The following is a 25,628-nucleotide window of genomic DNA, read 5'->3' as shown; positions in this document are numbered from 1 at the left end:
GCGCTCTGCGGCATATTTTATATTCATCACGCGAGGTTTGTTGTAATCTTTCGCGCTGCCCGGACGCAAATACGCCCTAGTCATTATTCTCATCTGCCGGGTAAAACGTATCGCTGAAATTATATCATCGGCAAAATCAGGCCGTCGACGGGCTGCGGATATTATAAGCAACTGGTAATTCCGCCATTGACGCATAATAATATGTTCACTACAGATATCAGGCCGTTGGGCCGAGGGGTTAAAGGATGAAACCATTTCGTTTAGCGACGCTGTCGCTGGCGCTGCTTACCGCACTTTCGCTTGCCGGCTGCGACGACAGCGGCAAAACTCAGACCGCCGGGCCAGCCGCCGCCTCTTCCGCGGATAAGCCGAACGCGGCGAAACCGGACGGCGCCCAGCTCGCTAAGCTGGCGGAGAAAAGCAAAGGCAAGGCGCTGACGCTGCTCGACGCCTCGGAGGTCCAGCTGGACGGGGCGGCGACGCTGGTCCTGACCTTCTCCATTCCGCTGCAGCCGGATCAGGATTTCTCCCGCAGCGTGCACCTCGTCGATAAAAAAAGCGGTAAGGTTGACGGCGCCTGGGAGCTGGCGCCGAACCTGAAAGAGCTGCGCCTGCGCCATCTTGAGCCGAAACGCGACCTGATTGTCTCCGTTGACCCTACGCTCACCGCGCTGAATACCGCGACCTTCGGCACCTCTTTTGAAAAAACCATCGCCACCCGCGACGTCGCTCCCAGCATCGGCTTTGCCAGCCGGGGCTCGCTGCTGCCGGGCAAAGTGGTGGCCGGGCTGCCGGTGATGGCCCTGAACGTTGATAACGTCGACGTGAACTTCTTCCGCATCAAGCCCGAATCGCTGTCCGCCTTCGTCAGCCAGTGGGAGTACCGAAATTCGCTAAGCAACTGGGAGTCCGACGAGCTGCTGAAAATGGCCGACCTGGTCTACAGCGGGCGCTTTGACCTCAACCCGGCGCGCAATACGCGGGAAAAGCTGCTGCTGCCGCTGGCGGATATCAAACCGCTGCAGCAGCCGGGCGTCTACGTGGCGGTGATGAACCAGGCGGGCCACTATAGCTACAGCAACGCCGCGACGCTGTTTACCCTCAGCGATATCGGCGTCTCGGCGCATCGCTACCACAACCGGCTGGACGTCTTCACCCAAAGTCTCGAAAACGGCGCCGCGCAGTCCGGTATCGAGGTTCAGCTGCTCAACGCCAAGGGGCAGACGCTGGCGCAGGCTAAAAGCGACGGCCAGGGCCACGTGACGCTGCAAACCGATAAAGAGGCCGCGCTGCTGCTGGCACGCAAAGAGGGGCAAACCACCCTGCTGGATCTTAAGCTGCCCGCGCTGGATCTGGCGGAGTTCGCCATTGCCGGAGCCCCCGGCTTCAGCAAGCAGTTCTTTATGTTTGGCCCTCGCGATCTCTACCGCCCTGGGGAGAGGGTGATCCTCAACGCGCTGCTGCGCGACGGCGACGGCAGGCCGCTGGCCGAGCAGCCGGTGAAGCTCGAGGTGGTTCAGCCGGACGGCCAGGTGATTAGCTCCCGGATGAGCCAGCCGGTGAACGGCCTGTATCAGTTTACCTGGCCGCTCGACGCCGGCGCGCCGACCGGCATGTGGCATATCCGCGCCAGCACCGGCGACAATCAGCCGCGCGAGTGGGACTTCCACGTCGAAGACTTTATGCCCGAGCGTATGGCGCTGAACCTGAGCGGACAAAAGGGCGCCGTGGCGCCGAACGCCGACGTGACCTTTGCCGTCGCCGGGGCCTATCTATACGGCGCGCCTGCCAGCGGCAATCAGCTGCAGGGGAAACTGTTCCTGCGCCCGCTGCGCGATGCGGTTGCCGCGCTGCCGGGCTTCCAGTTTGGCGATATTGCTGAAGAAAACCTCTCCCGCAGCCTCGATGAAGTCCAGATGACGCTGGACGAAAAAGGCCACGGGGAAGTGACGACTGCCAGCCAGTGGCAGGATAGCCATTCGCCGCTGCAGGTGATTTTACAGGCCAGCCTGCTGGAGTCCGGCGGTCGTCCGGTGACCCGCACCGTGCAGCAGGCCATCTGGCCTGCCGAGACGCTGCCGGGCATCCGTCCTGAATTCGCCCTGAAGGACGTGTACGACTACCGCACCGACAGCACGGTGAAGCAGCCGGTGGTGGATGAAAACAGCAACGCCGGATTTGAGATTGTTTACGCCGACGCGGCCGGAGACAAAAAAGCGGTCTCCGGACTGCAGGTGCGCCTCATTCGCGAACGCCGCGACTATTACTGGAACTGGTCGGATAGCGAAGGCTGGCAGTCGCAGTTCGATCAGAAAGATCTGCAGGAGGGCGAAGAGTCGCTGGATCTGCAGGCCGGGCAAACGGCGAAGGTCAGCTTCCCGGTGGAGTGGGGCTCCTACCGGCTGGAGGTGAAGGATCCGGATGGGGCGGTCAGCAGCGTGCGCTTCTGGGCCGGATACAGCTGGCAGGATAACAGCGACGGCGCGGGAGCCGCGCGTCCGGACCGGGTCACCATGAAGCTGGATAAACCGGCCTACAAACCCGGCGACACCATTAAGCTGCATATCGCCGCGCCGGCGGCAGGCAAAGGCTATGCGATGGTCGAGTCCAGCGAAGGCCCGCTGTGGTGGCAGGAAATTGACGTTCCGGCCGCGGGAATGGATCTCTCCATCCCGGTTGATAAAGCCTGGAACCGCCACGACCTCTATCTCAGCACGCTGGTGATCCGCCCCGGCGACAAATCGCGCTCCGCAACGCCGAAACGGGCGGTGGGGCTACTGCATCTGCCGCTCGGTGATGAAAGCCGCCGCCTGACCCTGGCGCTGGATGCGCCGGAAAAAATGCGTCCCAACCGGCCGCTGACGGTCAAAGTGAAGGCCAGCGTCAAAGAGGGCGAGACGCCGAAGCAGGTGAATGTCCTGCTCTCGGCGGTGGATAGCGGCGTGCTGAACATTACCGACTACGCGACGCCGGATCCGTGGAACGCCTTTTTTGGCCAGAAGCGCTACGGGGCGGATATTTACGATATCTACGGCCAGGTCATTGAGGGGCAGGGACGACTGGCGAGCCTGCGCTTCGGCGGCGACGGCGACGAGCTCAAGCGCGGCGGTAAGCCGCCGGTTAACCACGTGACGATTATTGCCCAGCAGGCCCAGCCGGTGACGCTCGATGACAAGGGCGAAGGCACCGTGACGCTGCCGATCGGTGATTTTAACGGCGAGCTGCGGGTGATGGCCCAGGCGTGGACCGCCGATGATTTTGGCAGCAGTGAAGACAAAGTGGTGGTCGCCGCGCCGGTGATTGCCGAGCTGAATACGCCACGCTTCCTCGCCAGCGGCGATACCACGCGCCTGGCGCTGGATCTCAGCAACCTGACCGACAGGCCGCAAACCCTGAACGTCGCGCTGAGCGCCGACGGTCTGCTGCAGCTTGCGCAGCCGGAAATCCCGCCGGTTCAGCTGGCGCCGGGCGCACGTCGCACCCTGTTTGTGCCGGTGAGCGCCAAAGAGGGGTTTGGCGACGGTCAGCTCAGTGCGACCATCAGCGGCCTGAATCTGCCGGGTGAGACCTTCGCCCCGATGCAAAAGCAGTGGAAAATTGGCGTCCGTCCGGCCTTCCCGGCGCGGACGGTTAACGCTGGCGCGGTGCTGCAGCCTGGCGAAAGCTGGCAGGTGCCGCCGGAGCAAACCCTCGGCTTCTCGCCGGCGACCCTGCAGGGGCAGCTGGTGTTCAGCGGCAAGCCGCCGCTCAATCTGGCGCGCTATATTCGCGACCTGAAGGCCTATCCTTACGGCTGCCTGGAGCAGACCGCCAGCGGACTGTTCCCGTCGCTCTACACCAGCGCGGCGCAGCTAAAAACGCTGGGCATTACCGGCGACAGCGATGAAAAACGCCGCGCGGCGGTGGATATCGGCATCGCGCGCCTGCTGCAAATGCAGCGCGACGACGGCGGCTTTGCGCTATGGGATAAAAACGGCCCCGAGGAGTACTGGCTCACCGCCTACGCCATGGACTTTCTGGTGCGGGCGGGCGAGCAGGGCTACAGCGTGCCGACCAACGCCATCAATAACGGCAACCAGCGCCTGCTGCGCTATCTGCAGGAACCGGGGCTGATGACCGTTCGCTACAGCGACGACGCGCCGGCCAGCCGCTTTGCCGCCCAGGCCTACGCCGCTCTGGTACTGGCTCGTCAGCAAAAGGCGCCGCTTGGTGCGCTGCGTGAAATCTGGACCCGCCACGAGCAGGCGCGTTCCGGCCTGCCGCTGCTGCAGCTTGGCATTGCGCTGAAGGCGATGGGCGACGCGCCGCGCGGCGAGCAGGCGCTGAAGCTGGCGATGACCACGCCGCGTCAGGACCGGGATCGCTGGCTGGGGGACTACGGCAGCGCGCTGCGTGATGATGCCCTGAAGCTGGCCCTGCTGGAGGAGAATAAGCTGCTGCCGGAGGCGCAAAACGCGCTGCTGAGCAGCCTGGCTGACGAGGCCTACGGCCAGCGCTGGCTCTCTACTCAGGAGACCAACGCCCTGTTCCTTGCCGGCCGCACGCTGCAGGATCTTCCCGGCAGCTGGCAGGCGCAAACCTCGCTGCAGGCGCAGCCGCTGGCGGCGGATAAAGCGCAGACCCGTAACCTGACCGGCGACCAGCTGGCGGCGCTGCAGGTTAGCAATACCGGCAGCCAGCCGCTCTGGCTGCGTCTTGACAGCAGCGGCTATCCGCTTAGCGCCCCGCAGCCTGCGGGCAACGTGCTGGGTATTGAACGGCACGTCTTCGACACCCGCGGCCAGCAAAAATCGCTGACCTCGCTGCGCAGCGGCGAGCTGGTGCTGGTGAAGCTGGAAATTACCGCGACGCGCAACGTGCCGGATGCGCTGGTCGTCGATCTGCTGCCGGCGGGGCTTGAGCTGGAAAACCAGAACCTGGCAAACAGCAGCGCCAGCCTGCAGGAGAACGGTGAGGCGGTGCAGAACCTGCTCAATCAGATGCAGCAGGCGGATATTCAGCACATCGAATTCCGCGACGATCGCTTTGTTGCTGCGGTAGCGGTAAACGAAGGGCAGCCGGTGACGCTGGTCTACCTGGCGCGGGCGGTAACGCCTGGCACCTATCAGGTGCCGCAGCCGCAGGTGGAGTCGATGTACGTTCCGCAGTGGCGGGCAACCGGCACGGCCAGCGGCCCGCTGAACGTTACCCCGTAAATGCGGCGGTTGGTAAAGATAAGGCGCCGCTGGCGATGGCTGGCGGCGACGCCCTTTCTGCTGTGGCTGGCGCTGCTGGCGGCGGATCGCCTGTGGCCCCTGCCGCTGCACGAGGTGGCTCCGGCCCGGGTGGTGGTGGCGCAGGACGGTACGCCGCTATGGCGCTTTGCCGATAAGCAGGGCGTCTGGCGCTATCCGGTGACCCTCGATGACGTGTCGCCGCGCTATCTTCAGGCCCTGATCCAGTATGAAGACCGCTGGTTCTGGGATCACCCCGGCGTAAATCCGCTGGCCATTGCCCGCGCGGCCTGGCAGGACCTCACTTCCGGGCGCGTCATCTCAGGCGGCAGCACGCTGACCATGCAGGTTGCGCGGCTGCTCGACCCTCATCCCCGAACCTTCGGCGGCAAGCTGCGCCAGCTGTGGCGCGCGCTGCAGCTGGAGTGGCATCTGTCGAAAAGCGAGATCCTGACCCTGTACCTCAATCGTGCCCCGTTCGGCGGCACGCTGCAGGGGATCGGCGCGGCCAGCTGGGCGTATCTCGGGAAACCGCCGGCCCGGCTCAGCTACGGCGAAGCGGCCCTGCTGGCGGTGCTGCCGCAGGCGCCGAGCCGCCTGCGTCCTGACCGCTGGCCGCAGCGGGCCCAGGCGGCGCGCGATAAGGTGCTGGCGCGCATGCAAACCCAGGGCGTGTGGTCGGAGAAGACGGTGCGCGAGGCGACGGAAGAGCCGGTATGGCTGTTCCCCCGCCAGATGCCGCAGCTGGCGCCGCTGTTTTCCCGGCGGATGCTGGCCAGCAGCCGCGAAGATAAGGTGGTGACGACCCTTGATGCCGGGCTGCAGCGCCAGCTGGAGGATTTAGCCCTCAACTGGAAATCACGCCTGCCGCCGCGCAGCTCGCTGGCGATTGTCGTCGTCGATCATACCGATATGCGCGTGCGGGGCTGGGTCGGCTCGGCGGATATTAGCGACGACAGCCGTTTCGGGCACATCGATATGGTATCGGCGATCCGCTCTCCGGGCTCCGTACTGAAGCCGTTTGTCTACGGCATGGCGCTGGACGAGGGGCTGATCCATCCTGCCTCTTTACTGCAGGACGTCCCGCGACGGTTTAGCGATTACCGGCCCGGTAACTTCGACAGCGGCTTTCACGGCCCGGTCAGCGCCAGCGACGCGCTGGTGCGTTCTCTGAACCTGCCGGCCGTGCAGGTGCTGGAAGCCTACGGGCCAAAACGGTTTGCCGCCACGCTGCGCAACGCCGGCCTGCCGCTGATGCTGCCGGCGGGCGCCGAGCCCAACCTGTCGCTGATCCTGGGCGGCGCCGGCGCCCGGCTGGCGGATATCGTGGCGGCGTATAGCGCGTTTGCCCGTCACGGCAGGGCGGGGCGGCTGCGGATGACGCCGGAAGCCCCGCTGGTGGAGCGGCCGCTGCTGTCGCCGGGGGCGGCGTGGATAGTGAGGCGAATTCTGGCCGGTGAATCCCAGCCGGTGCCCGACGACTCGCTGGTTCAGGTGGTGCCGCTGGCGTGGAAAACCGGCACCAGCTACGGCTATCGCGACGCCTGGGCGATTGGCGTTAACGCCCGCTATCTTATCGGGATCTGGACCGGGCGGCCTGACGGTACGCCGGTGGTCGGGCAGTTTGGCTTCGCCAGCGCGGTACCGCTGCTCAATCAGGTCAACAATATGCTGCTGGCGCGGCCAACGACCGGCCGCGACGGGCTGCCCGCCGATCCGCGCCCGCCGTCGGTGAGGGCGGCGACCATCTGCTGGCCCGGCGGGCAGAGCCTGCCGGCGGGAGACGCCAACTGCCGCCGTCGGCTGGCTACCTGGCTGCTCGACGATAGCCAGCCGCCGACGCTGCTCTTGCCGGGTCAGGAGGGCGTGCGCGGCATTCGTTTTCCTGTATGGGTAGATAAGCAAGGACTGCGGGTGGCGGCCGATTGCCCGGGCGCGATGGAGAAAAACGTCGACGTCTGGCCGCTGCCGCTGGAGCCATGGCTGCCGGCAAACGAACGCCGTCGGGCGAGGCTGGGGCCGGCATCGGCAGAGTGTCCGCCGCCGCAGGCCGCCGATGCCGCGCCGCTGGTGCTTTCCGGCATCCGCGATGGCGCGGTCATTAAACGTTTACCCGGCGCGGCGCGGGTGGTGGTGCCGCTGCAGACCACCGGCGGCGAAGGGCGACGCTGGTGGTTTCTCAACGGCGAACCGCTGGAGGCGGCGGGGGCCGGCGCGAGCCTGACCCTGGAGCGGCTGGATAGCTATCAGCTGGTGGTGATGGATGAGGCGGGACAGATTGCGGCGGCGAATTTCACTCTGCAATAAAGTCGGGGCGGCAAGGCCCTGCTTTTTGTGTTGCTAAAGCTCGTCTTATTTTAACAAAATGTTACCTTCATCCATAGGCAGCGCCTGAGTTGCTCATTATAATGCGCGCCAGGCCATACGATCGTATGCCCAACAACATAAAATTTTATTAGAGGTAATCATGGCTATTGAACGTACTTTTTCCATCATTAAACCAAACGCGGTGGCAAAAAACGTTATTGGCGGCATCTTTTCTCGCTTCGAAGCTGCAGGGTTCAAAATCGTTGGCACCAAAATGCTGCACCTGACCGTTGAGCAAGCTCGCGGTTTCTACGCTGAGCACGAAGGTCGCCCGTTCTTTGACGGTCTGGTTGAGTTCATGACTTCCGGCCCGATCGTGGTCTCCGTTCTGGAAAGCGAAAATGCCGTGCAGCGTCACCGTGACCTGCTGGGCGCAACTAACCCGGACAACGCGCTGGCCGGCACCCTGCGTGCAGACTACGCTGACAGCTTCACCGAGAACGGCACCCACGGTTCCGACTCCGTTGAATCTGCTGCCCGCGAAATCGCGTTCTTCTTCGCCGAAGGCGAGGTTTGCCCGCGCACCCGCTAATCCTCGTCGTCTTTTCGACCGTCGCGGCGTTGGCTGCGCGCGTTCACCCCGGTCACATAGCTATCTATGCTCCCGGGGATTTACTTGCTTGCCGCCTTGCGACAATCGAAAAGCCATAGAGGATTGAGTGCGCAGCAACAGATTTTTTCATCATTGCCGCGTGCAAACGTGGTATTGATACACCAGACTTTGTACAATGCAGCGCCCCTGGACGAGCACTCGTTCATTGGGGCGCTTCTTTTTTTCAACCCACCTGGGGCCATAACGTGTAACAACGAGGCCGGAATAGATTATGTCTGAACATATTGTCACGCCTGATAACGCCGCTCTGACGGTGCCGAACAAAGATGCCAAAATTAACCTGCTGGATCTGAATCGTCAGCAGCTGCGCGAGTTTTTCAAAAACATGGGCGAGAAGCCCTTCCGCGCCGATCAGGTGATGAAATGGATGTATCACTACTGCAGCGATGACTTTGATGATATGACCGATATCAACAAGGTCCTGCGCAATAAGCTGAAGGAAGTCGCGGAAATTCGCGCGCCGGAAGTGGTCGAGGAGCAGCGCTCCAGCGATGGCACCATCAAATGGGCGATTGCCGTCGGCGATCAGCGCGTTGAAACGGTCTATATCCCGGAAGAGGATCGCGCGACTCTGTGCGTTTCGTCTCAGGTTGGCTGTGCGTTAGAGTGTAAATTCTGTTCAACGGCGCAGCAGGGCTTTAACCGCAACCTGCGGGTCTCTGAAATTATCGGCCAGGTTTGGCGCGCGGCGAAAATCGTCGGTGCGGCAAAAATTACCGGCCAGCGTCCGATCACCAACGTGGTGATGATGGGGATGGGCGAGCCGCTGCTGAACCTGACCAACGTCGTGCCGGCGATGGAAATCATGCTCGACGACTTTGGTTTTGGTCTCTCCAAGCGTCGCGTGACGCTCTCCACTTCCGGCGTAGTCCCGGCGCTGGATAAGCTCGGCGATATGATAGACGTCGCGCTGGCCATCTCTCTGCATGCGCCGAACGATACGATTCGCGATGAGATCGTGCCGATCAACAAAAAGTACAACATCGAGACTTTCCTGAACTCGGTGCGCGGCTATATTTCCAAGTCCAACGCCAACCAGGGCCGGGTGACCATCGAATACGTGATGCTCGATCACGTCAACGACGGTACCGAGCATGCGCACGAGCTGGCAGAGCTGCTGAAGGATACGCCGTGCAAGATCAACCTGATCCCATGGAACCCGTTCCCGGGCGCGCCGTATGGCCGCAGCTCCAACAGCCGCATCGACCGTTTCTCCAAGGTGCTGATGGATTATGGCTTCACGACCATCGTGCGTAAAACGCGCGGTGACGATATCGACGCCGCCTGCGGACAGCTTGCCGGTGATGTTATCGACCGTACCAAACGTACGCTGCGCAAGCGTATGCAGGGCGAAACGATTGACGTGAAAGCGATCTGACAAATGCGCAGCGCGCAATATTTCACGCGCGCTGCACAATTATGTTTCCCCGGCAGGCGAACCAGGCTGATTCGGCCAATAATTACGGTGCGTTTTTGTCGACTTTGAGGCAGTATGTAGCGGCACAACAACCGCTTAGCATTCAATATTGATAAGTATCTGTGATAGTTCGCCATACGGACTTATACTGTTTGTTTGACGCTTTGCAGATGTTTCGCGGCGCGGGGTTTACCGGCGCTGAACTTTAAATTTCACGTACCAGTAGTTGTCGAATGAATACTGAAGCCACTCAAGATCATCAAGAAGCAAATACTACGGGCACGCGTCTGCGCAACGCCCGCGAACAACTCGGACTCAGCCAGCAAGCGGTGGCTGAGCGCTTATGCCTGAAGGTTTCCACGGTTCGTGATATCGAAGACGACAAGGCGCCAGCCGACCTCGCTTCAACCTTCCTGCGCGGCTACATCCGCTCCTATGCACGTCTGGTGCGTATTCCGGAAGAAGAGCTGCTGCCGATGATGGCAAAACAGGCGCCTATTCGCGCGGCGAAAGTTGCGCCGATGCAGAGCTTTTCTCTGGGCAAACGCCGTAAAAAGCGCGACGGCTGGCTGATGAGCTTCACCTGGCTGGTGCTGTTTGTGGTGATTGGCCTGAGCGGCGCCTGGTGGTGGCAAGACCATAAGGCGCAGCAGGAAGAGATTTCCACAATGGCCGACCAGTCAACCGCTGAGCTGAATGCGGGCGACAGCGGCAGCCAGAGCATTCCCTTAGATAACGGTGCCGATAACACGGCGCCGGACGTAGCGAACAGCGCGCCTGTGGATACCTCAGCCGCGCCGGCTCCTGCCCCGGCGGCGCCGGCGGCGACCGCGGCGAATAATAACGCCGTCGTTGCTCCGTCTCAGGCGCAGGTCGATACCGCAGCTGGCGCTGCGGTTCCGGCCTCTCCGCTGCCAACCGATCAGGCGAACGTGACCGCAGCCGCTGCGGCTCAGGATCTGGTCCTGAACTTCTCTGCCGACTGCTGGCTGGAAGTTAGCGATGCAACCGGTAAAAAGCTGTTCAGCGGTTTGCAACGTAAGGGCGGTAACCTGAACTTAAGCGGCCAGGCACCTTATAAGCTGAAAATCGGTGCGCCGGCTGCGGTACAGATTCAGTATCTGGGTAAACCAGTCGATTTGAGTCGTTTTATCAGAACTAACCAGGTTGCGCGTCTGACCCTTAATGCCGAAACTTCACCGGCGCAGTAACAGACGGGTAACGCGGGAGATTTTTCATGCATAACCAGGCTCCGATTCAACGTAGAAAATCGAAACGAATTTACGTTGGGAATGTGCCGATTGGCGATGGCGCCCCCATCGCCGTCCAGTCGATGACCAATACGCGCACCACCGATGTGGCCGCGACCGTAAATCAAATCAAAGCCCTTGAGCGCGTTGGCGCGGATATCGTCCGCGTCTCCGTACCGACGATGGATGCGGCGGAAGCGTTCAGGCTCATCAAACAGCAGGTCAACGTACCGCTGGTCGCCGATATCCACTTTGACTACCGTATCGCCCTGAAAGTGGCGGAGTACGGGGTGGATTGTCTGCGTATCAACCCGGGAAATATCGGCAACGAAGAGCGCATTCGCATGGTTGTTGACTGCGCCCGTGATAAAAATATTCCTATCCGCATCGGCGTTAACGCCGGGTCGCTGGAAAAAGATCTGCAGGAAAAGTACGGCGAGCCAACGCCGCAGGCGCTGCTGGAATCAGCCATGCGCCACGTCGATCATCTCGATCGTCTGAACTTCGATCAGTTCAAGGTCAGCGTAAAGGCGTCGGATGTGTTCCTCGCGGTGGAGTCCTATCGTTTGCTGGCGAAACAGATCGATCAGCCTCTGCATCTTGGGATTACCGAAGCCGGCGGCGCCCGTAGCGGCGCGGTAAAATCGGCGATCGGCCTCGGCCTGCTGCTTAACGAAGGGATCGGCGACACGCTGCGCGTTTCGCTGGCGGCGGATCCGCTTGAAGAGATCAAGGTTGGGTTCGATATCCTGAAGTCTCTGCGCATTCGCGCCCGCGGGATTAACTTCATCGCCTGCCCGACCTGTTCGCGTCAGGAGTTTGACGTGATCGGCACCGTCAACGCGCTGGAGCAGCGGCTGGAAGATATCATTACCCCGATGGATATTTCGATCATTGGCTGCGTGGTGAATGGCCCAGGCGAAGCGCTGGTTTCGACGCTCGGCGTCACCGGCGGCAATAAAAAGAGCGGCCTGTACGAAGACGGCGTGCGTAAAGACCGGCTGGATAACGACGATATGATCGATCAGCTGGAAGCGCGTATCCGTGCGAAAGCCTCGATGCTTGATGAAGCGCGCCGTATTGACGTCCAGCAGGTCGAAGAGAAATAATCCGGGGCAGCGTAAGACTTCCCGTGTATGATTGGACCCGCGGGCGCAACGCGCCGGGGTTCATTTTTGTATATATATAAAGAGAATAAACGTGGCAAAGAACATTCAAGCCATCCGTGGCATGAACGATTATCTGCCGGGCGAGACCGCTCTCTGGCAGCGCATTGAAGGCTCACTGAAACAGGTGCTCGGCAGCTACGGTTACAGCGAAATTCGGTTGCCGATTGTAGAGCAGACCCCGTTATTCAAGCGCGCGATCGGCGAAGTGACCGACGTGGTTGAAAAAGAGATGTACACCTTTGAGGACCGCAATGGCGATAGCCTGACGCTGCGTCCGGAAGGGACTGCGGGCTGCGTTCGTGCCGGCATCGAGCATGGTCTTCTGTACAATCAAGAACAGCGTCTGTGGTACGTCGGGCCGATGTTCCGCCATGAGCGTCCGCAGAAAGGCCGCTATCGCCAGTTCCATCAGATGGGGGTTGAAGTCTTTGGTCTGCAGGGACCGGACATCGACGCCGAGCTGATTATGCTTACCGCCCGCTGGTGGCGTGAGCTGGGTATCTCTGAGCACGTCGCGCTGGAGCTTAACTCCATCGGTTCGCTGGAAGCGCGCGCCAGCTATCGCGATGCGCTGGTCGCCTATCTTGAGCAGTTTAAAGATAAGCTCGACGAAGACTGCAAACGCCGCATGTACACCAACCCGCTGCGCGTTCTGGACTCGAAGAATCCGGAAGTGCAGGCGCTGCTGAACGATGCACCGGCGCTGGGCGACTACCTGGATGAAGAGTCCAAACAGCACTTTGCCGGCCTGTGCGCGCTGTTAGACGACGCGGGCATCGCCTATACCGTTAATCAGCGCCTGGTGCGCGGGCTCGATTACTATAACCGCACCGTGTTTGAGTGGGTAACCACCAGCCTCGGCTCGCAGGGAACCGTCTGCGCAGGCGGCCGCTATGACGGTCTGGTCGAGCAGCTGGGCGGGCGCGCAACGCCGGGAGTCGGCTTTGCGATGGGGCTGGAACGTCTTGTTTTACTGGTCCAGGCCGTTAATCCGGAATTTAAAGCCGATCCTGTTGTCGATATATACCTGGTAGCCTCCGGAACCGATACCCAGTCCGCAGCAATGCGTCTGGCTGAGCGGGTTCGCGATGAGCTGCCCGGCGTTAAGCTGATGACCAACCACGGCGGCGGCAACTTTAAGAAACAGTTCGGCCGTGCTGATAAGTGGGGCGCTCGCATTGCTCTGGTGGTTGGTGAATCAGAAATTGCTGACGGAAACGTGGTAGTGAAGGATTTACGCTCAGGTGAGCAAACTACCGTAACGCAGGATAGCGTTGCCGCGCATTTGCGCACACTTCTGGGTTAATCTCCCGGGAATCATTAGTCAGGAGAAGGACTGCGTGGAAACGTATAACAACGAAAACGATCAGGTCGATGCGCTAAAGCGTTTCTTTGCCGAAAATGGCAAAGCGCTGGCCGTTGGGGTGATTTTAGGGATTGGAGCGCTGGTTGGCTGGCGCTACTGGAGCTCTCATCAGCAGGATACGGCCAGAGACTCCTCTTTAGCCTATGAGAATGCCATTTCCGCGCTTAAATCGGACAAGCCTGAAGCGCTGAATTCGGCGCAGAAGTTCGCCGCTGACAGCAAAAACGCCTACGGTGCGTTTGCCTCCCTGGAGCTGGCGCAGCGCTTTGTTGAGAAAAACGATCTGCAGAGCGCTGAAAAGCAGCTCCAGCAGGGATTAGCCGCCGCCCCGGATGATAATCTGAAGTCGGTTATCAACATGCGTCTTGCTCGCGTGCAGCTGCAGCTGAAAAATCCTGATGCGGCGCTGAAGACCCTTGAGGGGATCAAAGGCGAAGGCTGGACCGCGATTGTTGCCGATCTTCGCGGTGAGATTCTGCTGGATAAAGGCGACAAGCAGGGCGCTCGCGCGGCGTGGGAAGCGGGCGTGAAAAGCGATGCTTCACCGGCGCTCAGCGAAATGATGCGTATGAAAATAAATAATTTGTCCATCTGAGAGGGACTCGATGCAATTGCGTAAATTACTTTTGCCAGGGCTGCTTTCCGTTACCTTATTAAGCGGTTGTTCGTTGTTTAACAGCGAAGAAGATGTGGTGAAAATGTCGCCACTGCCGACGGTGGAAAATCAGTTTACGCCGTCCACGTCCTGGAGCACCTCAGTTGGCGATGGTATCGGCGAATTTTACTCTAACCTCCATCCGGCCTTTGCCGACGGCGTGGTCTACGCGGCCGACCGTAAAGGCACCGTTAAAGCGCTGGGCGCTGACGACGGGAAAGAGGTGTGGTCGGTGAACCTGGCCGAGAAAGACGGCTGGTTCTCCCGCACGCCGGCGCTGCTCTCCGGCGGCGTCACCGTCTCCGGTGGTCACGTCTATATCGGCAGTGAAAAAGCGCAGCTGTTTGCCCTGAATACCAGCGATGGTACTGTGGCATGGCAGACCCGCGTGGCCGGTGAAGCGATTTCTCGTCCGGTCGTCAGCGACGGCATGGTGCTGGTTCACACCAGCAACGGCCAGCTGCAGGCGCTGAACGAAGCCGACGGCGCGGTGAAGTGGACCGTCAACCTGGATATGCCGGCGCTTTCTCTGCGCGGTGAATCCGCACCGGCGACCGCCTATGGCGCGGCCATTGTTGGCGGCGATAACGGTCGCGTTAGCGCGGTATTGATGCAGCAGGGTCAGATCATCTGGCAGCAGCGCATCTCTCAGGCCACTGGCCCGACTGAAATCGATCGCCTGAACGACGTTGATACCACTCCGGTTATCGTCAACGGCGTGGTGTATACGCTCGCTTACAACGGCAACCTGACCGCGCTGGATCTGCGCAGCGGCCAGATCATGTGGAAACGCGAGCTGGGCTCGGTGAACGACTTTATCGTTGACGGCAACCGTATCTACCTGGTCGATCAGAACGATCGCCTGCTGGCGTTGACCACCGAAGGCGGCGTGACGCTGTGGACGCAAAGCGATTTACTGCATCGTCTGCTGACCGCTCCGGTGTTGTATAATGGTAATCTGGTCGTCGGCGATAGCGAAGGCTATATGCACTGGGTAAACCCGGAAGATGGGCACTTTGTGGCTCAGCAGAAGGTTGACAGCTCCGGCTTCCGCACTGACCCCATCGTGGCTGACGGTCGCCTGCTAATCCAGGCAACGGACGGTACGCTGTACTCGATTACGCGTTAAGTTGCGCGGTAGTCAGGATTGAGAAACGGCCCCTGGTATACAGGGGCCGTTTTCCTGTTTTTAAAAGCGTCTTGAAAAACGACGTTGCATAGTAATTTGTATGAGGCATTTAACATGATACCTGTGGTCGCGCTTGTCGGGCGCCCTAACGTTGGAAAATCCACGCTCTTCAACCGCTTGACTCGCACTCGTGATGCGCTGGTCGCGGATTTTCCGGGGCTGACTCGTGACCGTAAGTACGGTCGTGCTGAAGTAGAAGGACGTGAATTTATCTGTATCGATACCGGCGGTATCGATGGCACGGAAGATGGCGTTGAAACACGCATGGCTGAACAATCGCTGATGGCGATTGAAGAAGCTGACGTGGTGCTGTTTATGGTTGATGCGCGCGCCGGCCTGATGCCTGCGGATACGGCGATCGCCAAGCACCTCCGTTCTCGTGAGAAGCCAACCTTCCTGGTGGCGAACAAAACCGACGGCATCGATGCCGATCAGGCCATTGCTGACTTCTGGACGCTGGGCCTCGGTGATATCCACCCGATCGCCGCATCGCACGGTCGCGGCGTGACCAGCCTGCTGGAGCACGTGCTGCTGCCGTGGGCAGAAGAGATCGACCCGTCGGAAGAAGTTGACGAAGACGCTGCCTACTGGGCGCAGTTTGAAGCCGAGCAGAACGGCGAATTGCCGGAAGAGCCGGAGGATGACTTTAATCCGCAGGATCTGCCGATTAAGCTGGCCATCGTCGGTCGTCCGAACGTCGGTAAGTCAACGCTGACCAACCGTATTCTCGGTGAAGATCGCGTCGTGGTCTACGACATGCCGGGCACCACCCGCGACAGCATTTACATTCCGATGCAGCGCGATGAGCGCGAATACGTCCTGATTGATACCGCGGGCGTACGTAAGCGCGGTAAAATTACCGATGTCGTAGAAAAGTTCTCGGTTATTAAAACCCTGCAGGCGATTGAAGACGCCAACGTGGTGCTGCTGGTTATCGATGCGCGAGAAGGTATTTCCGATCAGGATCTCTCCCTGCTGGGCTTTATCCTCAACAGCGGCCGCTCGCTGGTGATCGTCGTCAACAAGTGGGACGGCCTGAGCCAGGAAGTCAGAGAGCAGGTGAAAGAGACCCTCGACTTCCGTCTGGGCTTTATCGATTTCGCCCGCGTGCACTTTATCTCTGCCCTGCACGGCAGCGGCGTCGGCAACCTGTTTGAATCGGTACGCGAAGCCTATGACAGCGCCACCCGTCGCGTGAGCACGGCGATGCTGACCCGCATTATGACCATGGCTGCGGAAGACCATCAGCCGCCGCTGGTACGCGGCCGTCGCGTGAAGCTGAAATATGCCCACGCCGGTGGTTACAACCCGCCGATCGTGGTGATCCACGGCAACCAGGTCAAAGACCTGCCGGATTCCTACAAACGCTATCTGATGAACTACTTCCGCAAATCGCTGGAAGTTATGGGTACGCCGATCCGTATCCAGTTCAAAGAGGGCGAGAACCCGTTTGCCAACAAACGCAATACCCTGACGCCGAACCAGATGCGTAAGCGTAAACGCTTGATTAAGCACATCAAGAAAGGAAAGTAAGAGATAAACCCGCCGCTGGCGGGTTTTTTATTGCCGCAGAGCGCAGCATCCGCCGCGCAATCTACCCGGCGTTCCGCCATAATTCCCGTATTATTTCAGCGGATTATTTTGTGCTAACGGGAGTGGGGAACGATGCAGGCAGGATTTATTGGGCTGGGCGCGGTGGTGGAGACGGCCTGGCTGCCGGCGCTGAAAAATCTGGCGATACCGCTGGCGGCGTGCTGGGGTTTTGATAGCGATCCTCAGCGGATGCCGGAGGGCGTCAGCCGCTGCGGCTCGCTGGCCGCGCTGCTGGCAAAGCCGCTGGACATCCTGTTTATTACCACCGCGTCGTTGCAGCATCTTCCGGTGCTGGAAGCGGCGCTCGCCTCCTCCTGCCCGCGAATCGTGGTGGAAAAGCCGATCGTCGCGACTCTGCCACAAATTGCGCATCTACGCGCGCTGCTGCGCGCACCGGAAAACGCCCGCCGGGTGCTGGCGCTGGACCACTGGATGGCGCGCGACGGTGCGCTGAAGCTGGCGCTGGGCCAGCTCGATGCCCGCTGGCAGCCGGAGAACGGCGTACAGGCCTGCGGCCCGCTGCTCTCCTCGCCGCAGGATATTGTGCGTATTGACGGTTTTCTCCAGGAGCCCAGCGGGTTTGACGAGCGGGGCGACCCGGTGGCGCTGAATTTTGCTACCGGCAGGCCGGATACGCGCCGGCTGCGGCATCCCGACGGGGTGATCCTTGATATTGGCACCCACGTGCTGGCGATGCTGCGGGAAACGATCCGCTCCTGCGGCGACGACGACCGAATCCACCTTCGGGTTCGGCAGGCGAAGGATCGTCTGGGCCAGGCGATTGCCCCCGGCGATACGCAAACCGCGGAAGGGGAGGCACATCTGCAGGGGGAGCTGAGCGGGATCCCGCTTAATATCTGGCTCAACAAGTATGCCGGTCCTGCGGGAGGGCAGAAGGGCATGCGGATAGCGCTGCGCGACGGGCGGACGATCAATCTTGACCGCCGTGAGAATAGCGAGGTGGTTGAGCTCGTTGCCGGCGAACAGGTGCAGCGCTGGCGGCGGGCCGGTGCGATCTACGAGCACTGCCTGGGGGAACATATTCTCGGCGCGGACAGCCTGTTTGTGCGCGCTCCCGATGAGGTCGCGCGGCTGACCCGGCGGCGCATCGACGAGGTGGCTCTGCTGCTGCAGCTTCAGCAGCAAATACGCGGGCCGCATTGAACGGCGGTCGTGGTAAACTAGTCAGACGAAAACTGCGTAAGGAATCACCATGGAACTTGCCTGCCCCCTTTGCCACACGCCGCTGGAGCTGCAGGGTGGCCGCGCGCACTGCGGCCGCTGTGAACAAGACTTTGCCGTAGAAGCACGTTGTCCCGATTGCCACCGGCCGCTGGAGGTCTTAAAAGCCTGCGGGGCGATCGATTATTTTTGCCAGCACGGGCATGGGTTGATTTCGAAGAAGCGCGTTGAGTTCGTGCTGCCTGACCAGGCGTAGCTATTTCTTCTTCGCGCGGGCTTTTTTGACCGGCGTGATCGCCTTCACTTCGCTTTCAACCCAGCCGTCGTTTAAGCGGGTGGTTAGCAGATCGCCCGCCTTCACCTGCTTCGTTTGCTTCAGGACGCTGCCGTCGCTGGCGGAGGTGACGCTATAGCCGCGGGCGAGGGTCGCCAGCGGGCTGACGGCTTCGAGATGGGTTACCGTATTGCCGAAACGCTCGCGCTGTTCGCTCAGGCGCGCGCGGATGCTCTCGGCGAGACGATATTCCAGCTGCTGGATACGCGACTGGCCGCGATGAATACGCGGCTGTGGATTGTGCGCGTTCAGGCGCTGAAGGGCGCGCTGCTGGCGCTGATCGGCGCGCTTCATCTGCGTATCAAGCGCCAGACGCATCCGCTGGCGCAGCCGCTCAAGCGTCGTCTGCTGACGCACCAGGCGCAGCTGCGGATGCTGCTGCTGCAGGCGGTGGAAAAGCTGGGTAAACCGGCGATGGCGGTTAGCGAGGAAATAGTCCATCGCCATTTCCAGACGCTGCTGCCCTGACTGCAGCTGACGCAGCAGCTCCTGCTGGTTACGGCTGACGATCTCGGCCGCCGCAGAGGGCGTAGGCGCCCGCAGGTCGGCGACAAAATCGGCAATCGTCACGTCGGTTTCATGGCCGACGGCGCTAACAACCGGAATGCGGCTGGCAAAAATTGCCCGCGCCACCCGCTCATCGTTAAAGCTCCATAAATCTTCCAGCGAACCGCCGCCGCGGCCGACGATCAGCACGTCACACTCCTGGCGCTGGTTGGCTAACGCGATGGCGCGAACGATCTGCCCCGGCGCGTCGTCACCCTGCACCGTCGTTGGATAAACGATAACCGGCAGAGAGGGATCGCGGCGTTTGAGGACCTGCAAAATATCGTGCAGCGCGGCGCCCGTTTTGGAGGTAATCACCCCCACGCAGTGGGCCGGGGAGGGGAGCGGCTGCTTGTGCTGCTGGTCGAACAGACCTTCTGCCGCCAGCTGCGCTTTCAGCTGTTCGTACTTCTGCTGCAGCAGCCCTTCACCGGCGGGCTGCATGCTTTCGACGATGATCTGATAGTCGCCGCGCGGCTCGTAGAGCGTGATATTGGCGCGTACCAGCACCTGCTGCCCGTGCTGCGGGCGGAAGGTGACGCGGCGGTTGCTGTTGCGGAACATCGCACAGCGCACCTGGGCGTTATCGTCTTTTAAGGTGAAGTACCAGTGGCCGGAAGAGGGCTGGCTGAAATTAGAGATCTCGCCGCTGATCCAGACCTGGCCCATTTCCTGTTCCAGCAGCAGGCGAACCGTCTGGTTTAGGCGGCTGACCGTAAAAATTGCGGGGGATTGAGATGGTAACATGTGAGCAAGATCAAATTTTAAATCAGCAGGTTAATCAGTCGATAGTAACCTGCTGGGAGGCGATCGCAAGTATTATTTGCAAAAAAGGGTAGATGCAATCGGTTACGCTCTGTATAATGCCACGGCAATATTTATCCACCCTGGTCGAGATATTGCCCATGCTACGTATCGCTAAAGAAGCTCTGACGTTTGACGACGTTCTCCTCGTTCCCGCTCATTCTACCGTTCTGCCGAATACCGCCGATCTCAGCACTCAGCTGACGAAAACAATTCGTCTGAATATTCCTATGCTCTCTGCGGCTATGGATACCGTGACGGAAGCGCGTCTGGCAATTGCCCTCGCACAGGAAGGCGGCATCGGCTTTATTCATAAAAACATGTCCATCGAGCGCCAGGCGGAAGAAGTTCGCCGCGTGAAGAAACATGAGTCCGGCGTGGTGTCTGACCCGCAGACCGTACTGCCAACCACCACCCTTCGCGAAGTGAAAGAGCTGACCGCGCGTAACGGTTTCGCCGGCTATCCGGTGGTTACCGAAGATAACGAGCTGGTCGGGATCATCACCGGTCGTGACGTGCGCTTCGTTACCGACATGAACCAGGCCGTTAGCGTTTATATGACGCCGAAAGAGCGTCTGGTGACCGTGCGTGAAGGCGAAACCCGTGAAGTCGTGTTTGCTAAAATGCACGAGAAGCGCGTTGAGAAAGCGCTGGTAGTGGACGAGAGCTTCCACCTGATCGGCATGATTACCGTTAAAGATTTCCAGAAAGCAGAACGTAAACCGAACGCCTGTAAAGATGAGCACGGTCGTCTGCGCGTAGGCGCGGCGGTTGGCGCCGGCGCCGGTAACGAAGATCGCGTTGATGCGCTGGTTGCCGCAGGCGTTGACGTTCTGCTGATCGACTCCTCCCACGGCCATTCTGAAGGCGTTCTGCAGCGTATTCGCGAAACGCGGGCAAAATATCCGAACCTGCAAATCATCGGCGGCAACGTGGCGACCGGTGCCGGCGCGCGTGCGCTGGCTGAAGCCGGCGTGAGCGCGGTGAAGGTCGGGATTGGTCCTGGCTCTATCTGCACCACGCGTATCGTTACCGGCGTAGGCGTTCCGCAGATTACCGCCGTTTCTGACGCCGTCGAAGCGCTGGAAGGCACCGGGATCCCGGTTATCGCCGACGGCGGTATCCGCTTCTCCGGCGATATCGCGAAAGCGATTGCCGCGGGCGCAGCGGCGGTGATGGTTGGCTCGATGCTGGCGGGTACCGAAGAGTCCCCGGGCGAAATTGAGCTTTACCAGGGCCGTTCATACAAATCCTATCGCGGTATGGGCTCCCTGGGCGCGATGTCCAAAGGCTCCTCCGACCGCTACTTCCAGAGCGATAACGCGGCTGACAAACTGGTACCGGAAGGTATTGAAGGCCGCGTAGCCTACAAAGGCCGCCTGAAAGAGATCATTCACCAGCAGATGGGCGGCCTGCGTTCCTGTATGGGTCTGACCGGCTGTGGTACCATCGACACCCTGCGTACCAAAGCGGAATTCGTGCGTATCAGCGGTGCTGGCATCCAGGAAAGCCACGTTCACGACGTGACGATCACCAAGGAATCCCCGAACTACCGCATGGGCTCCTGATTTTCATCGCCCGGCCATGCGCCGGGCGATTTTATTTAATTGCTACTGCTCTGGAATAAACGTCAATGACGGACAACATTCATAAACATCGCATTCTTATCCTCGACTTCGGTTCTCAGTACACCCAGCTGGTTGCGCGTCGCGTACGTGAATTAGGCGTTTACTGCGAACTGTGGGCCTGGGACGTGACTGAAGCTCAAATCCGTGAATTCAACCCAAGCGGCATCATTCTTTCCGGCGGCCCGGAAAGCACCACTGAAGATAACAGCCCGCGCGCGCCGGAATACGTTTTTGAAGCGGGCGTGCCGGTATTTGGCGTGTGCTACGGCATGCAGACCATGGCAATGCAGCTCGGCGGCCACGTTGAGGCTTCCAGCGAGCGTGAGTTCGGCTACGCGCAGGTTGAAGTACAAACCGACAGCGCGCTGATCCACGGGATTGAAGATTCGCTGAGCGCCGACGGCAAGCCGCTGCTCGACGTCTGGATGAGCCATGGCGATAAAGTGACCGCCATCCCGTCTGACTTCGTGACCGTTGCCAGCACCGAGACCTGTCCGTTCGCCATTATGGCTAACGAAGAAAAACGCTTCTACGGCGTGCAGTTCCACCCGGAAGTGACCCACACCCGTCAGGGCCTGCGTATGCTGGACCGCTTCGTGCGCGATATCTGCCAGTGTGAAGCGCTGTGGACGCCGGCTAAGATTATTGATGATGCCATTGAGCGCATCCGTCAGCAGGTTGGCGACGATAAGGTGATCCTCGGCCTGTCCGGCGGCGTCGACTCTTCCGTCACCGCTATGCTGCTGCATCGCGCGATCGGCAAAAACCTGACCTGCGTGTTCGTTGATAACGGCCTGCTGCGCCTGAACGAAGCCGAGCAGGTGATGGACATGTTTGGCGACCGCTTTGGCCTGAACATCATCCACGTTTCCGCGGAAGATCGTTTCCTTGCCGCGCTGGCCGGTGAGAACGACCCGGAAGCGAAACGTAAAATTATCGGCCGCGTGTTCGTTGAGCTATTTGACGAAGAAGCGCTGAAGCTGGAAGACGTGAAGTGGCTGGCGCAGGGAACTATCTACCCTGACGTGATCGAGTCCGCGGCTTCCGCGACCGGTAAAGCGCACGTTATCAAATCTCACCACAACGTGGGCGGCCTGCCGAAAGAGATGAAGATGGGCCTCGTTGAACCGCTCAAAGAGCTGTTCAAAGACGAAGTGCGTAAAATCGGTCTCGAGCTGGGCCTGCCGTACGACATGCTGTACCGTCACCCGTTCCCGGGTCCGGGCCTCGGCGTTCGCGTGCTGGGCGAAGTGAAGAAAGAGTACTGCGACCTGCTGCGTCGCGCGGACGCTATCTTCATCGAAGAGCTGCACAAAGCCGACCTCTACAACAAGGTCAGCCAGGCGTTTACCGTGTTCCTGCCGGTTCGTTCCGTCGGCGTGATGGGCGATGGCCGCAAGTACGACTGGGTTGTTTCCCTGCGTGCGGTAGAAACCATCGACTTTATGACCGCCCACTGGGCGCACCTGCCGTACGACTTCCTCGGCCGCGTCTCCAACCGCATCATCAACGAAGTGAACGGTATCTCCCGCGTGGTGTATGACATCAGCGGTAAGCCGCCAGCGACGATTGAGTGGGAATGATTTAGCCTCTGGCGCCCGGCGCCGATGCCATGCCTTTTAAGCCCGCGTAACTGCGGGCTTTTTTCATTTTTGGCTTAGCCCGTGGTTTGCTCGCGTGCGTAGCGGGCCGGGGGCATGCCGACATAGCGGGTAAACGCAGCGCTGAAGCTGCTTGCCGACCCGTAGCCCACGCGTACCGCAACCTGCTCGACTCCGCTCTCTCGATCCTGCAATAGCTGCTTTGCCAGCGCCATCCGCCAGGCCAGCAGATACGCCATAGGCGGCTGGCCAACGATACGATTGAAGCGCGCAAAGAAGGCCGAACGCGACATTGCCGCGACGCTCGCCAGCTCGGCGACGCTCCAGGGATGTTCGGGACGGGCGTGGATCGCGCGCAGCGCGACGGCGAGGCGTTCGTCAGCCAGGCCGCGGCTTAAACCCGGCGCGGATGACGTTTCCGTTGCCGAGCGCAACGCCTCGAGCAGCAGCACCTCAAGCAGCCGCTCCAGCACCAGCCCGCGGGCCGCGCGGCGTTCACGGGTTTCCTCGCCGATCAGCTGTATCAGCGTGGCAAGGCGGGGCCGGTCGCGCACCAGAGCGATATCCGGCAGGAGCGAAACCAGCAGGGCGGCGTCGGGCGTGCCGAAGCTGCAATGGCCGATCAGCATGCGCAGATCGGCCGGGCCGTCTTGGCGCCCAACGTGAAAATGCCCCTCGGCGACCTGGACAGGCAGCGTGGCGGGCATGTCGTCCGGCGCATCAAGGCTGTCGTTGACCAGATCCCGCATCGCAGGAGCAAGAACAAAGTCGCCGGCCTGCAGAGTAAACCGCTGATTTCCGTCGAAGGTGATGCGACAGCTTCCCTCTAGTATTGCGCAGTAGAAGGGCTCACCCGTCGCCGCACGCTCAATGCGCCACGAACCGGCACACTCCACCAGCTTTGAAAAGCGGGCGGCCGGCTGCAGCAGGGTGACGATATCGGCAAGCGGATCTATGAGCATAAACAGGACTATCTCTAAAGTTTTGGCGACTAAAGGCTATATTAAGTCCTCCGCGGCGTCGCTACCATAAGGATGTTCATTTTTAATGGAGATGCCTATGTCTACGATATTGATTACCGGCTGCTCGTCCGGCTTCGGCCTGCAAACCGCAAAGCTGTTCCTTGCCAGGGGCTGGGAGGTGATTGCCACAATGCGCACGCCGACGGAAGGTCTGCTCCCGGCCTCTGAACGACTGCGGGTGCTGGCGCTGGATATCACCGATCCCGCCAGCATCGCCCGGGTCGTGGCGGCGGCAGGCCCAATCGACGTTCTGGTCAATAATGCCGGTTTCGGGGCGCCGTCTCCGGTTGAGCTTACGGCGCCGGAAACCGTCCACGCCCTGTTTCAGACCAACGCCGTTGGCACGCTGGCAATGGTTCAGGCCGTCGTGCCGCAAATGCGCCAGCGCCGGGCCGGCGTGGTCATCAACGTCACCTCGACGGTTACGCTCAAACCATTGCCGATCGTCGGGATTTATCGGGCAAGCAAGGCGGCGGTAAACGCCTTCACCGAGTCGCTGGCGGTGGAGATGGCGCCCTTTGGCGTCCGCGCGCACATCGTCTTGCCCGGCCGTTCGCCGGAAACTCGCTTCGGCGCTAATGCCCGTCCGCACGTGCGCGGCATGGACGATGCGGACTATGCCCCGATGCTGCAGCAGTTCATCCACAGCGTGCAGGAAGACGCCGGCCCGGTCACCCATGCGTCCGATGTGGCGCAAGCGGTTTGGCGGGCAGCGACCGATCCCGCCGCTCCGCTACGTATTCCCGCCGGGGCAGATGCAGAGCTTTGGATGAATGAGGCGGGTCTGTCATCGCGATATTAACGCCCGCAAGGGGCCGTCTTTCAGCCGCGCAGCGGCGGTCAGATGGCTAATCTTATGCGGGTAGCAAAACCTGTCCGGGTGCGCGGTCCTGGCAGGTTTTTGGCGCGCGGGGGGTCAGCAGGGCGCTATTTGTTATTACGGCGGCGCGTTGTTCATGCTGTCTCCGGCAGCCGTCGGGCCAGCCATGCTCCCCAGAACAGGCTGGAAAAGAACCTCACCGGCTGGTCAAAACCGGCTCCTGCGAGCAGGGATATCACGGCTTCCTCTGACTGCGGCGGCTGCGCGCCTTGCAGAATTTTGTCCATCTTTGCCCGCCGCTCCTCGACTCCCGCTCCGCTCATTTTCCAGCGATTCTCCCAGGCCTTCATCAATAAGGGTTGCGAAGCGTAGGGCCGATAATTACCCGCCACGACCAGCGGCGCGCCGGGCTTCAGCCGCGCGGCGATTTGCTGCAGGATATTCAGTTTCTCCGCATCACCGGCCAGGTGGTGCAGCACTCCAATCATGATCCCTGCATCAAAGAGCGGGGCGGCCGCCAGATCGATGACCCCGCCGGAAACCGTTTCTACCCGATCCGTGAGATCCGCCTCGGCGATAGCGGAGCGGGCAAGTTCCAGCATCGGCGGCGACGGATCCACCGCGACGAAGGACCACTGCGGCTCCAGCGCCGCGGCGGCAATGATTTCACCAGCCGTGCCACCCGCACCGACGACCAGAACGCGCGCCGGGACGTCTTCACCCAGCGCGGCAGAGAGCATACATGCGGAGAGTTCGTGGCAGGCATCGTAGCCAGCGAGCGCGATTCGGCTCTGCCTGGCATATTCTCCCGCGCGGGAGGCATCAAATTTGCTGGCGCTATTTTGGGTCATACAAGCTC

The 25,628-nt window shown here is 60.7% G+C and carries 18 protein-coding genes; 15 read left to right on the top strand and 3 right to left on the bottom strand.

The window, feature by feature from the left end; translation table 11 throughout:
* Nucleotides 1–245 precede the first annotated feature (245 nt).
* The 12 genes from RTE01_RS14635 (at nt 246) to RTE01_RS14580 (ending at nt 18,270) form a co-directional block, all read left to right on the top strand.
* On the top strand, nt 246–5,195 hold the full coding sequence (locus RTE01_RS14635; RefSeq protein ID WP_134527276.1) for an alpha-2-macroglobulin family protein: 4,950 nt from the start codon (nt 246–248) through the stop codon (nt 5,193–5,195).
* Nucleotides 5,196–7,520: a peptidoglycan glycosyltransferase PbpC gene (gene pbpC, locus RTE01_RS14630; protein ID WP_134527273.1), complete on the top strand. Its 2,325-nt coding sequence runs from the start codon at nt 5,196–5,198 to the stop codon at nt 7,518–7,520. It begins immediately after the preceding gene.
* Nucleotides 7,521–7,680: 160 nt separating this feature from the next.
* Entirely contained in the window at nt 7,681–8,112 is a 432-nt protein-coding gene (gene ndk, locus RTE01_RS14625) for a nucleoside-diphosphate kinase (RefSeq protein ID WP_041146713.1), read from the top strand.
* 292 nt (nt 8,113–8,404) lie between these two features.
* On the top strand, nt 8,405–9,571 hold the full coding sequence (locus RTE01_RS14620; RefSeq protein ID WP_041146712.1) for a bifunctional tRNA (adenosine(37)-C2)-methyltransferase TrmG/ribosomal RNA large subunit methyltransferase RlmN: 1,167 nt from the start codon (nt 8,405–8,407) through the stop codon (nt 9,569–9,571).
* Between the two features lie 272 nt (nt 9,572–9,843).
* Entirely contained in the window at nt 9,844–10,821 is a 978-nt protein-coding gene (gene rodZ / locus RTE01_RS14615; RefSeq protein WP_115192123.1) for a cytoskeleton protein RodZ, read from the top strand.
* Between the two features lie 26 nt (nt 10,822–10,847).
* Nucleotides 10,848–11,969, top strand: a complete 1,122-nt coding sequence (gene ispG / locus RTE01_RS14610) for a flavodoxin-dependent (E)-4-hydroxy-3-methylbut-2-enyl-diphosphate synthase (protein WP_076947808.1) — start codon at nt 10,848–10,850, stop codon at nt 11,967–11,969.
* A 91-nt stretch (nt 11,970–12,060) separates the two neighbouring features.
* A complete protein-coding gene (hisS, locus tag RTE01_RS14605; RefSeq protein ID WP_133601181.1) occupies nt 12,061–13,335 on the top strand; it encodes a histidine--tRNA ligase in 1,275 nt (424 codons plus the stop codon).
* A 34-nt stretch (nt 13,336–13,369) separates the two neighbouring features.
* Complete coding sequence (locus tag RTE01_RS14600; RefSeq protein ID WP_076947809.1) at nt 13,370–13,990, top strand: YfgM family protein; 621 nt, start codon at nt 13,370–13,372, stop codon at nt 13,988–13,990.
* 10 nt (nt 13,991–14,000) lie between these two features.
* Entirely contained in the window at nt 14,001–15,179 is a 1,179-nt protein-coding gene (bamB, locus tag RTE01_RS14595; RefSeq protein ID WP_041146707.1) for an outer membrane protein assembly factor BamB, read from the top strand.
* A 114-nt stretch (nt 15,180–15,293) separates the two neighbouring features.
* The gene (gene der, locus RTE01_RS14590; RefSeq protein WP_041146706.1) at nt 15,294–16,772 is read left to right on the top strand and encodes a ribosome biogenesis GTPase Der; all 1,479 of its coding nucleotides are present in this window, start codon (nt 15,294–15,296) and stop codon (nt 16,770–16,772) included.
* 132 nt (nt 16,773–16,904) lie between these two features.
* Nucleotides 16,905–17,996 (top strand): Gfo/Idh/MocA family oxidoreductase, encoded by a 1,092-nt coding sequence (locus RTE01_RS14585; RefSeq protein WP_134527270.1) that lies wholly within the window; start codon nt 16,905–16,907, stop codon nt 17,994–17,996.
* Nucleotides 17,997–18,045: 49 nt separating this feature from the next.
* Nucleotides 18,046–18,270 (top strand): zinc ribbon domain-containing protein, encoded by a 225-nt coding sequence (locus tag RTE01_RS14580; RefSeq protein WP_123551824.1) that lies wholly within the window; start codon nt 18,046–18,048, stop codon nt 18,268–18,270.
* Here RTE01_RS14580 and xseA read toward each other — a convergent pair whose 3' ends face one another.
* Nucleotides 18,271–19,641 (bottom strand): exodeoxyribonuclease VII large subunit, encoded by a 1,371-nt coding sequence (gene xseA, locus RTE01_RS14575; protein WP_115192125.1) that lies wholly within the window; start codon nt 19,639–19,641, stop codon nt 18,271–18,273.
* Nucleotides 19,642–19,799: 158 nt separating this feature from the next.
* Here xseA and guaB point away from each other — a divergent pair, with 158 nt between their 5' ends.
* Together guaB and guaA are read left to right on the top strand one after the other, a co-directional pair.
* Complete coding sequence (guaB, locus tag RTE01_RS14570; RefSeq protein ID WP_041146702.1) at nt 19,800–21,266, top strand: IMP dehydrogenase; 1,467 nt, start codon at nt 19,800–19,802, stop codon at nt 21,264–21,266.
* A gap of 65 nt (nt 21,267–21,331) precedes the next feature.
* The gene (gene guaA, locus RTE01_RS14565; protein ID WP_041146701.1) at nt 21,332–22,909 is read left to right on the top strand and encodes a glutamine-hydrolyzing GMP synthase; all 1,578 of its coding nucleotides are present in this window, start codon (nt 21,332–21,334) and stop codon (nt 22,907–22,909) included.
* 74 nt (nt 22,910–22,983) lie between these two features.
* Here guaA and RTE01_RS14560 read toward each other — a convergent pair whose 3' ends face one another.
* Complete coding sequence (locus RTE01_RS14560) at nt 22,984–23,889, bottom strand: AraC family transcriptional regulator (RefSeq protein ID WP_141335123.1); 906 nt, start codon at nt 23,887–23,889, stop codon at nt 22,984–22,986.
* Nucleotides 23,890–23,986: 97 nt separating this feature from the next.
* Between RTE01_RS14560 and RTE01_RS14555 the strand changes: the two genes are divergently transcribed.
* Nucleotides 23,987–24,751 carry an SDR family oxidoreductase gene (locus RTE01_RS14555; RefSeq protein ID WP_134527267.1) on the top strand — a complete coding sequence of 255 codons (765 nt, stop codon included), beginning with the start codon at nt 23,987–23,989 and terminating at the stop codon, nt 24,749–24,751.
* A 152-nt stretch (nt 24,752–24,903) separates the two neighbouring features.
* Here RTE01_RS14555 and RTE01_RS14550 read toward each other — a convergent pair whose 3' ends face one another.
* Nucleotides 24,904–25,620: a class I SAM-dependent methyltransferase gene (locus RTE01_RS14550; RefSeq protein WP_041146698.1), complete on the bottom strand. Its 717-nt coding sequence runs from the start codon at nt 25,618–25,620 to the stop codon at nt 24,904–24,906.
* Between the last annotated feature and the right edge of the window lie 8 nt (nt 25,621–25,628).

Origin of the sequence: Klebsiella terrigena (assembly GCF_006539725.1) — a bacterium.
In the GTDB taxonomy this organism is placed as follows: Bacteria; Pseudomonadota; Gammaproteobacteria; order Enterobacterales; family Enterobacteriaceae; genus Klebsiella; species Klebsiella terrigena.
This window is presented reverse-complemented; position numbering and strand designations above follow the sequence as displayed.